Below are 13,795 nucleotides of genomic sequence, written 5' to 3'. Positions count from 1 at the left end.
ATTTAAGCCTTGTTTTTACTGGTAGGAGCATTATCAGCAATCCAGATGTGGCCGATGGATAGGGTTTTTAATTTACGTTTGCGGCCGTACCATAGATTTACAATGGCACGTGAAACTACCACAGAGGAATACATGGAAGTCAGAATCCCCAGACAGTGCACTACAGCAAACCCACGTATGGGGCCGGAACCAAAAATCAACAGAGCCAGACCAGCAATCAGTGAAGTGATGTTTGAGTCTACAATTGTGTGCCATGCATGATCATAACCGGCATTGATTGATATCTGCGGTGTATTTCCATGGCGCAATTCTTCTCGAATGCGCTCATTAATTAATACATTTGAGTCAATTGCCATACCAAGTGTCAGGGCGATAGCGGCGATGCCCGGCAGGGTGAGTGTGGCTTGCATTGCAGACAGAATAGCAATCAGAAACAGCAGATTACAAGACAGGGCAATCACTGAAAACAGGCCAAACATGCGATAGTAGAGCATCATGAATACAGCAACTACTACAAAACCCCATAATGTAGAGTGAAATCCCTTACTGATGTTTTCTTTACCCAGTGACGGACCAATGGTACGTTCTTCGATAATTTTCATTGGCGCAGCCAGAGAACCAGCACGCAACAGCAGGGCAGTATCATTGGCTTCGGCTATGCTCATGTTGCCGGAAATGATAGTTTTGCCACCCGGAATAGGTTCATTGATTACCGGTGCAGTTATAACTTCGGCTTTACCTTGATCAATAAGTACCATGGCCATGCGCTTACCTACATTATTTCGGGTAAGGTCTGCGAAAATACTTGCACCGGTACTGTCAAAGTTCACACTGACTCCGGGTTGCCCTCTGTCATTGAAACTTGCTTGTGCATCATTAATGTTATCGCCAGTTAGTTCAACCTGCTTGCTCACCAATGTGGGAGCTCCATTACCAGCAGAAGGTAATAGTTCATAACCATCCGGATTGTGTCCTTGAAGTGCCTGCTGATAAAGATTGGGATCGTCACTAACCATACGCACTTGCAGGGTGGCGGTACGGCCAATGATATCTTTGGCTTTAGCTGTGTCTTGTACACCTGGTAACTGTACGACAATTCGGTCAGGGCCTGCCTGCTGAATGACAGGTTCTGCCACGCCTAGCTCGTTAACACGGTTGTGAAGGGTATTGATGTTTTGGGTCACTGCATCAGTGCGGATTCTAGCCAGCGCGGTATTGCTCAGACTGACGATTAAACGGTCACCGTTTTGAGTAAGTGTGGCATCGTTGAGATATTTTTTCAGACCAGATGTTGCATTGTTGGCGTCACTGGTTGATTGAAAAGGGATGGTCAGTGTTTGTCCGTTTTTAACAATATTGCCGCTGCGAATTTGTAGTTTACGCAGTTGACGACGAATATCGCCGGCATAGCTGTCTAAGGTCTTGTCTACGGCTGATTCCATATCAACCTGCATGGTAAAGTGCACACCGCCGCGCAAGTCTAGCCCTAGAAACATAGGCTTGGCGTGAATTTTTTCCATCCATTCCGGCGTGTTGGCCAGCAGATTTAAAGCCACGATATAGCCATCTCCAAATTGAGAAGCAATGGCATCACGTGCTTTAAGCTGAGTTTCTGTATCGCTGAAACGAACTTTTAGACTACCATCGGTAATAAACATACCCTGATGCTGTATATGTGCAGCTGCCAGTGCTTGTTTAACCGTGTTTTCAGTCTGCTCGTTAATTGTAATAGCTTGACGGTTGGTAGAGATTTGTACTGCTGGTATCTCGCCGAAGAAGTTTGGTATGGTATAGAGCAGCCCCAAAACTATGGTGACGATGATAAGCAGATATTTCCATAAAGGATAACGATTCATATTTGCTGCCTTACTTGCAGACTGTTGTTTTCAATATAAGTAAAGAAAATAAAGGCCGCAACTGAAACGTTGCGGCAGATAACAGGCTTTATTCTGGTGCCTTGCCACTGATGGCATTGCGCTCAAATTCAACTTCTACTTTCGGTGCGATTTCAATGGTGAAGTATTGATCGTTTACTTTAGTAATTTTGCCGACCATTCCAGCCAGTGTAACTACTTTATCGCCTTTTTTCAGCTCAGTTAACATCTGCTGATGTTTTTTATGTTTGCTTTGCTGCGGACGAATAATCAGAAAATAAAATACAACTAGAATTAATAAGAGAGGTAAAAACTGCATCAGGCTACTTTGTGTACCGGCAGTGTTGGCAGCATAAGCAAAATCAATCATGGGCTTACTCCGTGTGATTCAGGTAAATAACACTATTAAACCCGTTATTGTAATCTGCAATGATGATTTTATCCAGTTTTGTACAATGTATTGTCTGAATCTTTAGATTCAGATGCTTATGCTGGTTACAGCAGGTCTAATACTGCCATAGATGTGGTTTTTTCTGCAGTGACGATAAAATGGTCGAGCAAGCGGATATCCAAAAGGTTAAGTGCTGCTTTAATCTGACGAGTAAGCTGGATATCTCCTGATGAAGGCATAGTTGATTGGCCAGGGTGATTATGTGCCAGAATAATCGATACTGCATGGTGGCTCAAGGCAGCAGCAGCTACTTCGCGCGTATATACTCTGGCTTCATTGATGGTACCTCGGGCAAGCTCAATGGTATGCATTAGCTCATTGCGCTGGTTTAGTAGTAAGGCCACGCAAACTTCTACTTTTTCATGCCCTATAAGCAAACGTAGAAAATCTGCGACTGTTTCAGGCTGGGTGAAAACCGGACGGCAATGTATTTCTTCTGCCAGCATGCGTCGGCTGATTTCACGAATAACAGCAAATTGGGTATAACTGGCTACACCCATGCCATGGTACTGACAAATTTGCTGACAGTCTGCCTCAAGTAAAGCACGCAGGCTGCCTGTTTTGGCAATTAGCTCTCTTGCCAAATCAACGGCGCTTTTCCCCCTCGTTCCTGTACGCAATAATATGGCCAATAATTCTGTATCGCTGAGTGCACTGGCACCCTGTTTGAGCAGTTTTTCCCTTGGACGATCGTGTTTAGGCCAGTGTTTGATACTCATTTTTACGATTATGTCATTTAAAGACGTAATCATAATATAACTTTGTAATAAAATAAATTGGTTTGCTGTTGTGTTGGTTAGGGTACCTGATGTTGAAATATTTATAAGCGAGATTGTAATTTAATCCATTTTGTTATGATAACGATCATGTGCTTGTTTAAAATGATTTTGTATCAATTGATTTGGTTTTTTATCAAACAGGCTGAATAGCACAATGGCTATTGAAGCAAGCAGAAAGCCCGGGATAAGCGAATAAATATTAAACCACTTGAAATTGATCCACAAAAGTACGGTTATCGCCCCTGTAATCATACCGGCCAAAGCGCCATTACGTGTCATTCGTGACCAGAATACTGAAAAAATTATGATTGGTCCGAAAGCTGCTCCAAAGCCGGCCCATGCGTGGCTGACCAAATCCAGCACGCTGTTATCCGGATTAATTGCTAATAAGATGGCAATGACCGAAACCAATAACACCATGCTTCGTCCTACCCATACTAGCTCTCTTTGCTTTGATTTAGGTCTAAAGTAAGCGCGATAGAAATCCTCAGTGAGGGCGCTGGAACAAACTAGTAATTGGCAACTCAGGGTACTCATTACTGCAGCGAGTATGGCGGCTAGGATGATGCCAGCTATCCATTGATTAAAAAGCAATTTTGACAGTTCGATGAAAATACGTTCATGTTTACCGTGGCTCACTAGATAATTCAGTTCAGGATGTCGGGCAAAAAAGGCTATGCCGAAAAAGCCAACGGTAACCGCCCCAGCCAGACATAAAACCATCCATGTCATACTGATGCGACGGGCATTTTTCATCACTTTATGTGAGTCAGCAGCCATGAAGCGGGCAAGAATATGCGGCTGCCCGAAGTAGCCCAGACCCCAGCCTAGCAAAGAAACAATTGCAACCAAATCCATATGGGCAAATAAATTAGTGTAGTCGTGGTTTAAGGAGTGAATATAGACAATTGAATCTGAAAGACCGCCGGCATTTATTATTACCATAATAGGTGTTAAAACCAAAGCGAACATCATTAGACTGGCTTGAATAGTATCTGTCCAACTTACAGCTAAAAAACCACCGACAAAAGTATATATGATTGTCGCACCTGCTCCTGCCAGCATAGCCCAGCCGTAACTCATTCCAAAGGTACTTTCAAATAGTTTGGCACCGGCAACTACCCCTGAAGCACAGTAAATGGTGAAGAAGATAAGAATAATCAGCGCTGAGATAATACGTAGTAAAGAGCTATTGTCATCAAAACGGTGTGCAAAATAATCTGGCAGTGTCAGAGAATTATGATTAATTTCAGTAAATACTCGGAGACGACCAGCAATCAGTAACCAGTTTAAATACGCTCCGATAATCAGGCCAATGGCTATCCAGCTTTGTGATATCCCAAACAAAAATACAGCTCCCGGCAGACCCATTAGCAGCCAGCCGCTCATATCTGAAGCTCCGGCTGAGAGTGCAGTAACAATACTGCCAATTCGACGTCCCCCTAAGATATAATCGCCGAAATTTTGCGTTGAACGATATGCAAAAAATCCAATCGCTATCATTCCTACTATGTACACTGCAAAGGTGACAATCATTGGTAAGGACATTTTTTTAAAACCTGTTTATGTATATGGAATATGATATCAGTTTTGGTAAAGGTAATATGCCTAAAATCAGGAGGTTTATTTGAAATAATTTACAGAATTGTTTATATGTCTGCAAAAGATACAGATAGTAAAATCAGTGCAATGTAATAACCATTGTTTTATTGGACACTGATTATGTGCATCCGGATAGTTTCAATTTATCCTGCATAGGTTCGATACCAGAAGTATATAATACTTTACATATATATATTCTTGAGAATTATTTTGTATATCTGCCATCCCAATTTCTCATTATATACATTGAAAAGCTATTCGGATATTTTTAGATAGTTTCAACTTTATGCCAGCAGTGACGATTTATTTAGATACGCTGATAAAGTTTTTAATCTGGCAATATAGATATAAATATTGTTGTTTATCAAAAATCATTAGATTCTATTTATATGAGGCATGAATAAGGCTTGTAATGGTTGTGTTTTTCGCATTAGGTAATGGCAAAAGCAGGAATATTTAAATTCTTAAAATGGTTTTCTACTCTAAGCGGGTTATCGGAAAGAAATAATGGCAAAACAAAAAACTCAGTTTCAATGTCGCAGTTGCGGTGGTCAATCGCCAAAATGGCAAGGTCGTTGTCCGCACTGTGGTGAATGGAATACGCTAGAAGAAACGATGGTTTTGCCTGCTGCTAGTGGCAATAGCCGCTTTCAATCATGGGCCTCTGGTCAGTCTGCAGTACAGTTACTGGCAGAGGTAAGCGCAGTGGAAGTCCAGCGTACGCCTACTGGTATGAATGAGCTTGATAGGGTACTTGGCGGAGGTCTGGTGGATGGTGCTGTTATTTTGCTGGGTGGAGATCCCGGCATAGGTAAATCTACTTTACTGTTGCAAACAATTGCTTTAATGGCTGAAGAAGAGTCAGTACTGTATGTTTCCGGTGAAGAATCTGCGCAACAGGTGGCTTTACGAGCTCAACGACTTGGTATCCAAGCGGATAGGGTGCACTTACTGGCAGAAATCCGTGTTGAGGCCATAAGCGCTGCTATAGCACGTCTGAATCCCAAAGTAGTGGTAATTGATTCAATTCAAACGATGTATTCCGACAGCATTACTTCTGCACCTGGATCGGTTTCGCAGGTACGCGAATGTGCTGCTCAGCTAACCAGATTAGCTAAGCAGCAGGGCATCTGTATGCTGCTGGTAGGACATGTTACTAAGGATGGTGCAATAGCCGGTCCACGTGTTTTAGAACATATGGTGGATACGGTTTTGTATTTTGAGGGTGAAACTCACTCTAATTATCGCATGATTCGTGCGATTAAGAATCGTTTTGGTGCTGCCAATGAATTAGGCGTATTTGCTATGACTGAAAAAGGGCTTAAAGGGGTATCTAATCCATCTGCTTTGTTTCTATCCAGTTACCGTGATGATGTGCCCGGTTCCTGTGTACTGGTTACTCAGGAAGGGTCACGCCCATTACTGGTGGAAATTCAGGCATTGGTAGATGATGCGCATGGTTTTGCGCCAAAACGTTTAACGGTGGGACTAGCACAGGAGCGGCTGGCAATGCTGCTGGCTGTACTTAATCGTCATGCAGGTATTGCTTGCTATGATCAGGATGTGTTTCTCAATGCGGTTGGTGGTGTAAAAATTACCGAACCGGCTGCCGATTTGGCTGTAATACTGGCTATGTTATCAAGCCATCGTAACCGTCCGTTGCCGGAAAAGCTGATTGTATTTGGCGAGGTGGGCTTATCCGGAGAGATTCGCCCTGTGCCTCGCGGCCAGGAGCGTTTACGAGAGGCAGAAAAACTGGGGTTTACTCATGCCATTGTGCCGGTAGCCAATTGTCCGAAACGAGCAGCAGATTTTCCGGGGTTAACGATTATTGGTGTCAATTCGGTACAGGAGGGAGTGGATGCCAGCCGGCGCAATTGATGATTATATTTGCCAGAATACGATTAAAGGAATAGTCTTGTTAGTGATAAATACTATTTTTAAATGGTATTGGTTCTAAAAAATGGAGATAAAAATTATGTCAAATCCTATCAAGCTTGTAGCTACAATGGAATTGAAAGCAGATGCATGGCCGAACATTTCAGCAGCGGTTGAGCAATGCGTGAAAATGTCACGTCAGGAACGGGGCAATGTATTTTATACAGCTAATAAAGATCTTGATAAAAAAGACCGCATTGTATTTGTGGAATGCTGGGCTGATGAAGCAGCCATTAACGAGCATGGACAAACTGCTCATTTTCAAACTTTGATTAAAACTGTAGAACCTTATTTAAAAGAACCTATGCAGTTGTTAAAATTGAGTGAAATTACCAGTTTTTAAGTCGGTTTAGGCGGTAATTAACTATGTAATCGCTCATAATAAAGCCAGAATCAGTTTTCAATATTCTGGTTTTTTTTATGTGTAAAGCTGTAAGAATCCAACCGATAGCTTTATCAGACTGAACGATATTTTATGGGGACACGAGATTGAAAACCATTCAGATCGAGGGCCAAGAGGCTGTTGTAAGTAATATTTTTTGTATCGGTCGCAATTATTCCGAACATGTAAAAGAATTGCATAATGCTAAACCTGAAGAACCCGTGGTATTTATGAAACCCACTTCTGCACTGGTACAGGCTGGAGAAAATATCATACTGCCTGCATATAGTCAGGATGTGCATCACGAATGTGAACTAGTAATTTACATTAAAGAAGACGTTAAAGATGTTGGGGAAGATACCGCTTTAGATTTTGTGGGCGGATATGCAATTGGTTTGGATTTAACAGCACGTGACGTGCAGAGTAAGTTAAAGGAGAAAGGTTTGCCTTGGGAGAAAGCTAAAGGTTTTCCCACTGCTGCATGTATTTCATCCTTCATTGCTGCCGATAAAATTAATGATATTCAGCAGCAGGATTTCTATTTAAGGGTTAATGGGCAGATACGTCAGCGTGGAAACAGTGGTGATATGATGTTTACTTGCTGCCAAATTATCAGTTATTTATCACGTGTATATGGCTTACAGGCTGGTGATATTATTTATACAGGTACACCGGCAGGTGTTGCAGCCATTAAATCTGGAGATGAATTGGAATTAATCTGGCCGGAAAAAATTTCAGTTAAATTTCAAGTGGCGTAGATGATCTAGCTGGAGATATTTAAGCGCAATTGGTTTTCCAGTTGCGCTTAAGCTTTCTGTCGGATTTTAAGTAATCAGCATCCGATCATTGCTCAGCGCAGGGTTTGTGTTTTCCATTTACCCCTATTTTTTTCAATACCTTTATAATAGTAGGTTTCCAAAAACTAAAACTTTCCATGTCAAGCAAACCGTTTTCAGTCAGATTGCCTTGGTGGCTGGCACTTTATTTTATTATTTGGGCAGTACTGCCATTTATACTTTCCGCCAGCTATCCTTTGGACGTACCTGAAGGTATTTACTGGGGTCGAGAATGGCAATGGGGATATTATAAGCATCCACCTCTTTCAAGCTGGGTTTTGTATTCTTTTTATAATCTTTTTGGACACATTGGTCCCTATATCCTGAGCCAGTGCACTATAGCTTTAAGCCTTTGGTTGGCCTATTTGTTTGGACGTGAGCTGATGAGTCCGGCCAGAGCTTTTTTAGGCAGTTTGTTTTTATTGGCTGTGTTTTATTATACTTGGCCATCATTGGAATTTAATCATAATATTGCACAAATGCCAGTCTGGTTGGGGCTGGTTTATACATTTTATCTTGCGACACGAAAAAATCACTGGCGCTATTGGTTAATATTTGGATTTATGGCCGGTGCCGGCATGCTGGTGAAATACACAGTGGCAGTATTGATTTTTACCATGCTACTGTATTCCTTGTTCACTTCTTACCGCCGCTTGTGGTGTTCACCGAAACCTTGGCTGGCAATGCTTCTGGCTTTGATGGTATTTGCTCCGAATGTATATTGGCTGATACAGCATGATTGGCTACCGTTAACTTATGCTTCTGCCCGTTCTGCTGAAGATGCCAGTCGCAATGGCCATTTGGCTGCATTGGGCTATCTGGGGACACAGATAATCAATCATCTTCCACTATTGCTGATTTTGCTTTGTAATCGGACACGCCTGAGCTTGCGTACACCAGCACAAATTCTTCAGCAGTCAGACTGGCGTTTCCTATTATGGATGGGATTGATGCCAACGCTGTTACTTGTTGGTGCTGGTTTGATTTTTGGATTAGGTTTACGCGACATGTGGGGCATGCCGATGTGGGGACTTTCCGGATTGATTATAGTTGCGCTGATTCCTGAACAGGAGTTTACGCTTAAAAAATGTTCCTTGCTCAAAGGCATTGCTATCTGGGCATTGCTTGTTACTATATTGATGGCTATCTATGTTGAATTTGGTGCACGCATACGTCATAAACCTTCACGCATGGACTGGCCGCAGCAGGCTCTGGCTACACAAGCAGATATGCAGTGGCAAACGTTTTCTTCATGTAGACTGGATAGTGTTACGGGTTCTGACTGGATTGTTTTACTAGTGGCTTCTTATTCTGAATTTTCACCTTCGGTGATGGTTTCTGGTGAAGCAGCCTATTCACCATGGATGAACGCTGAACGCTTGCATCAGCATGGAACTTTAGCAATATGGCCGGCTAATGAGCAGCCAAACCTGCCATGGTTGCAAACACTAAATCAACAGCCTGATGTGGTGTTGAAACAAGGAGAATGGTTTATAAAATGGACAAAATTACCTGAGCGCGAACCGCTGAAAGTAATCTGGCAGGCTTATATACCTAAAAAATGTCTTAAATAACAACAGGTATATTTTTTATAGCATGAAAATTGGCTATTATTTACTCAGAATTTGAGCTATTTGCTTTGGTATTAGCCTGCGAGGTAAATTAAATGGAAAAAAATAGAATTGGTTTGAGTATTATTTTACCAATATACAATGATGCAGCAGCGGTAAAACGTTTTTTGCCAGAGTTATTTTCTTTTACTGGACAGCAGGAGCAAGCTTGTGAAGTGATACTAGTTGATGATGGTAGTAAAGACCATTTAAGTGCTGCTTATAAGCAGTTCAAAGAACAGCTTCCTCAAAATACAGCTTTGCGACTAATACAATTTTCGCGCAATTTTGGTAAGGAAGCAGCACTTACTGCTGGATTGGCACAAGCTCAGGGGGAGCTAGTGACGATGATGGATGCAGATGGACAGCATCCAATAGTTGTGCTGAAGGAAATGCTGGACTTAATGCATACCAGAGATGTGGATGTAGTGGCAGCAGTACAAACCTCGCGAGAACACGAAAGCCTGTTAATCCGGACATTAAAAAATGGGTTTTATCAATTCATGCAGGATACGCACCGTTATGAGCTGACCCCGAATGCGGGCGATTTTCGTTTGATGAAGCAACGTGTTGTTCAAGCTTTATTACAACTCCCGGAGCGCCAGAGATTTATGAAAGGGTTGTACGCATGGGTAGGTTTTTCCACCCTGTATATTCCATTTCAGGCTTCTCCGCGAAAGACAGGAAAGAGTAAATTTAATTATTTTAGTCTGTTTGAGCTGGCTCTTGTTGGAATCACTTCGTTTTCACAACGACCCTTGCGCTGGATTTCACGTATGGGTCTGATTCTTTCTTTATTGGCTATCATATACGGACTATACATCGTTGGTGATACCCTGTTTTTTGGAAAAGATCTTGCCGGCTGGCCTACACTGGCTGCGGGAATAATGTTTTCCGCAGGCATTCAATTGGTTTGTCTGGGGGTTATTGGTGAGTATATAGGCCGTATTTATGAAGAAGTGAAACAACGGCCGCTTTATCTGGTGGACAAAGTGTGGGACAGTCGCGACCAAAAATGAAATCATTATCTAAACAGGGTTTGTGGTTTGTTGTTGTAGGCTCAGCTGCTGCGGCAACGCACTTTTCCTGTCTTGTACTGCTCGTACAGTATGCAAAACTGTTGCCTGTAATCGCTAATCCAATGGCCTTTTTATGTGGATTTGTAGTTAGCTTTGCCGGCCACTACCGTTTTACATTCAGCCAAACAGGCTATACTTGGCTGCAGGCACTCTGGCGCTGGTTTTGCAGTTCCTTGACGGGATTTGCATTAAATCAGATTCTGTTTATGGCCGGAATCAATTGGTTTGGAAATCAGGCCTACTGGTGGTTGTGGTTTATTGTAACCGCAATCGTAATGGTATTATCTTTTTTACTGGGTAAGTTTTGGGCCTTTAATGAGAAAGTAAGCCATGAAACCAGTCATGATTAATGTTGATGATTTGGGGCTGTCTCCAGCTGTTAATGAAGCCGTTCTGCGCTTAGCGGAGATGCAACGTATACAGGCTAGCAGTTTTATGAGTCTTGGGACAATTGCACCAGATGAGGTGGCTGAGCTCAAAAGGCATCACATCGATATAGGCCTGCACTTTGATTTAACCGGTTTCGCGGCTTCGGATGGTCTAAAACGAGTATTATTCAAATCCTATCTGCATGGATGGAAACAAAACAAAATACAGGATGCAATTAATCAACAACTGGATTTATTTGAAGATAAAATCGGCGCGAAACCAGTTTTTGTGGACGGCCATCAACATGTCCATCAGTTTCCGCAGATACGTTCCGTTTTGATTAATACATTATTGCGACGTTACGACAATACAATTGCTATTCGAAGTACAAAAACCACGCAACGAGATATAAAAGCTAAGATAATTCATGCCCTAGGCGGCTCACAATTGGATAAATCTTTACAAAGTGTACATATACCGCACAATCATGCTTTTGCTGGTATTTACAATTTTAAAGCTGACAGACAGATACTAGAGTTTAAATGGAATGAATGGTTGGCAAGTGCTTCTGATAGTGGTTTGCTTATCATGTGCCATCCGGCTGTACCATCCAAATTTTGGACCGATGAGATTAAAGCGGCGCGTGAAACTGAATGGTTGTGGCTGAAAAGCGAAGCATTTGCTTTGTGCTGGAAGCAGCATCAATGTCAAAAGGCAAACTGGCAAATATTGCTACAAAGCCTAACTCTTCAGTAAACTTTATTTTAATATCACAATTCTAGCCAGTTTCACTACTATTTACAGTATACTTGCATTTTTTAGCCTTTGGCTTGGGTGAATCCCTCTGCACATTCATAATATATCAAGTACACTATTTGTATCGCATTTCACATATATAAACAGGAAGAAGTCGCTCAGGGTTATTAAGGGTCGTTATGATCATATTTGAAAATATAAAAAAAACTTATATCAAAAACAAACAGCAAGTACATGCCTTAAATGATATCAATCTTACTGTAGATACCGGTGATATCTTCGGGTTGATCGGCTGGAGTGGAGCAGGCAAAAGCAGTTTAATCCGGCTGGTTAATCAACTGGAAAAACCTACTTCTGGTATCGTTAAAGTAGATGGTGTTGATTTAAATAAGCTGGATGTGAAGGCACAACGTGCGCACAAGAAAAAAATTGGCATGATTTTTCAGCATTTCAATTTGCTAGAATCCAAAACTGTAGCTCAGAATATTGCCATTCCATTAGTTTTACAGGGCATAAACAAGGAAGAAATTGAGCGCCGAGTAGAAGCCATGCTTTCTTATGTTGATTTGTCCGGCAAAAAAGCGAGTTATCCCAGCCAATTGTCCGGTGGACAAAAGCAGCGCGTTGGCATTGCACGAGCTTTAATTACTGAACCCTCTATACTTTTATGCGATGAAGCTACTTCAGCGCTAGACCCGCAGACAACCCTTTCTATTTTAAAATTATTAAAACAAATCAATAGTGAGCGCAATATTACAATTTTGCTGGTAACCCATGAAATGGAAGTAATCAGTTCTATCTGCAATAAAGTAGCGGTAATGGAGAAAGGTCAAGTTATCGAGCAAGGTTCTGTACTGGATATTTTTTCAGCACCTCAGCAAGAAACAACCAAAAAATTTGTTAGTACCGTTATCAATGCAGAAATACCAGAAGCTGTATTAGAGAGTCTGACAGAACAAGGCAATATATTTAGATTAGAATTTTTAGGTGATTCAGCCAGAGAACCTGTTGTTAATGAGCTAATTTTGAAGCAGCTGGTAGAAATCAATATTCTTTTTGCCAATATGCGTGAAATAGGAGGCGTTGTGCTTGGTAGCATGTTTATTCAGATGAATGGCACAGAAACAGATGTTGACAAAGCAGTGGCGTTTTTGCAGGAAAGAGGCGTTAAGGTTGAAAGAGGTGGTGTATGAATCATTGGATGGATACCTCACTAACAGCTGACCAGTTTGGTACAGCTTTATTGCAGACTTTTAATATGGTCAGCATTTCTTTTGTACTCGGTTCAATACTGGGTACTGCATTAGGCGTTTTGCTGTTGCTGACACGTCAGGGTGGCGTGTGGCCTAAACCTATTTTGTATAACCTGCTAAATATCATTATAAATATTGTCCGTTCATTACCTTTTATCATCTTGTTGATATGTGTCTTGCCGGTTGCCAGTATATTTATTCATACATCTATTGGCACTAAAGCAATGATTATTCCGTTGATAATATTTGTTTCACCCTACATTGCTCGTCTAATAGAAAATTCATTACTAAGTGTGCCCGCAGGAATTATCGAAGCAGCTCAATCAATGGGTGCCACAAATTTTCAGATTATTCGCTACTTTATATTACCAGAGGCGATGCCATCAATACTTCTTGCCCTAACCACAGCGTTGATTGGTTTAATTGATGCCACAGCAATGTCCGGAACAGTAGGAGGAGGGGGGATTGGTGATTTGGCAGTAAATTACGGTTATCAGCGCTTTGATTATGTAATTATGATCGTTACTGTTATCGTGTTGGTATTAATCGTACAAATCATTCAGACTTTGGGTAACTGGCTGGCGGCCAGAGCCAAAAAAAATTAACCTTATAGACGGCTTAAAGCCGTCTTTTTTAATTATAACCTTATAAAATTACGTTCTTTGGTTAGTAGATAACTATTCTATTATCATTGCTGCTATTCAAGAGAATATACAGACTAATTTTATTCTGAGTAAAACCTATGCTCGATATATTCATCAGCGAGCAAATAGGAATTGCAGAGTAAAACAAATTTTTTTTCACGGAATCAATTAATGTTATTAATTTCCATTCAAAAATAAAAAGATATTATTTTATAAAATGAA

General features: G+C 41.4%; 13 protein-coding genes. 9 read left to right on the top strand and 4 right to left on the bottom strand.

What is annotated here, in order from left to right:
* Positions 1 to 2 precede the first annotated feature (2 nt).
* The 4 genes from secD to putP all read right to left on the bottom strand — a co-directional run bounded on the left by secD (position 3) and on the right by putP (position 4,652).
* The gene (gene secD, locus J3U67_RS01785) at positions 3 to 1,856 is read right to left on the bottom strand and encodes a protein translocase subunit SecD (protein ID WP_100140159.1); all 1,854 of its coding nucleotides are present in this window, start codon (positions 1,854 to 1,856) and stop codon (positions 3 to 5) included.
* 88 nt (positions 1,857 to 1,944) lie between these two features.
* The gene (gene yajC, locus J3U67_RS01780) at positions 1,945 to 2,244 is read right to left on the bottom strand and encodes a preprotein translocase subunit YajC (protein WP_100140160.1); all 300 of its coding nucleotides are present in this window, start codon (positions 2,242 to 2,244) and stop codon (positions 1,945 to 1,947) included.
* A gap of 125 nt (positions 2,245 to 2,369) precedes the next feature.
* Positions 2,370 to 3,044: a RadC family protein gene (gene radC, locus J3U67_RS01775; protein WP_100140161.1), complete on the bottom strand. Its 675-nt coding sequence runs from the start codon at positions 3,042 to 3,044 to the stop codon at positions 2,370 to 2,372.
* 120 nt (positions 3,045 to 3,164) lie between these two features.
* Positions 3,165 to 4,652: a sodium/proline symporter PutP gene (gene putP, locus J3U67_RS01770; protein WP_267403524.1), complete on the bottom strand. Its 1,488-nt coding sequence runs from the start codon at positions 4,650 to 4,652 to the stop codon at positions 3,165 to 3,167.
* 561 nt (positions 4,653 to 5,213) lie between these two features.
* Between putP and radA the strand changes: the two genes are divergently transcribed.
* The 9 genes from radA to J3U67_RS01725 all read left to right on the top strand — a co-directional run bounded on the left by radA (position 5,214) and on the right by J3U67_RS01725 (position 13,534).
* Positions 5,214 to 6,587, top strand: a complete 1,374-nt coding sequence (gene radA / locus J3U67_RS01765; protein ID WP_267403522.1) for a DNA repair protein RadA — start codon at positions 5,214 to 5,216, stop codon at positions 6,585 to 6,587.
* 82 nt (positions 6,588 to 6,669) lie between these two features.
* Positions 6,670 to 6,987, top strand: a complete 318-nt coding sequence (locus J3U67_RS01760) for a putative quinol monooxygenase (RefSeq protein WP_267390276.1) — start codon at positions 6,670 to 6,672, stop codon at positions 6,985 to 6,987.
* Between the two features lie 146 nt (positions 6,988 to 7,133).
* Complete coding sequence (locus J3U67_RS01755; RefSeq protein WP_267403520.1) at positions 7,134 to 7,784, top strand: fumarylacetoacetate hydrolase family protein; 651 nt, start codon at positions 7,134 to 7,136, stop codon at positions 7,782 to 7,784.
* Between the two features lie 176 nt (positions 7,785 to 7,960).
* Positions 7,961 to 9,436 carry a glycosyltransferase family 39 protein gene (locus J3U67_RS01750; protein ID WP_267403518.1) on the top strand — a complete coding sequence of 492 codons (1,476 nt, stop codon included), beginning with the start codon at positions 7,961 to 7,963 and terminating at the stop codon, positions 9,434 to 9,436.
* A 92-nt stretch (positions 9,437 to 9,528) separates the two neighbouring features.
* Positions 9,529 to 10,491, top strand: a complete 963-nt coding sequence (locus tag J3U67_RS01745; protein WP_267403516.1) for a glycosyltransferase family 2 protein — start codon at positions 9,529 to 9,531, stop codon at positions 10,489 to 10,491.
* On the top strand, positions 10,488 to 10,901 hold the full coding sequence (locus tag J3U67_RS01740; RefSeq protein ID WP_267390280.1) for a GtrA family protein: 414 nt from the start codon (positions 10,488 to 10,490) through the stop codon (positions 10,899 to 10,901). The genes J3U67_RS01745 and J3U67_RS01740 overlap by 4 nt, the downstream gene beginning before the upstream one ends.
* Positions 10,882 to 11,676 (top strand): ChbG/HpnK family deacetylase, encoded by a 795-nt coding sequence (locus tag J3U67_RS01735; RefSeq protein WP_267403514.1) that lies wholly within the window; start codon positions 10,882 to 10,884, stop codon positions 11,674 to 11,676. Before J3U67_RS01740 ends, J3U67_RS01735 begins: the two co-directional genes overlap by 20 nt.
* Positions 11,677 to 11,855: 179 nt before the next feature.
* A complete protein-coding gene (locus J3U67_RS01730) occupies positions 11,856 to 12,869 on the top strand; it encodes a methionine ABC transporter ATP-binding protein (protein ID WP_267390282.1) in 1,014 nt (337 codons plus the stop codon).
* The gene (locus tag J3U67_RS01725; RefSeq protein ID WP_100152537.1) at positions 12,866 to 13,534 is read left to right on the top strand and encodes a methionine ABC transporter permease; all 669 of its coding nucleotides are present in this window, start codon (positions 12,866 to 12,868) and stop codon (positions 13,532 to 13,534) included. The genes J3U67_RS01730 and J3U67_RS01725 overlap by 4 nt, the downstream gene beginning before the upstream one ends.
* Positions 13,535 to 13,795: the final 261 nt, after the last annotated feature.

The organism is Snodgrassella sp. B3837 (assembly GCF_026535955.1).
Taxonomy (GTDB): domain Bacteria; phylum Pseudomonadota; class Gammaproteobacteria; order Burkholderiales; family Neisseriaceae; genus Snodgrassella; species Snodgrassella alvi_E.
Note: the sequence above shows the minus strand (reverse complement) of the source record. Positions and strands in the feature narration are given on the sequence as shown.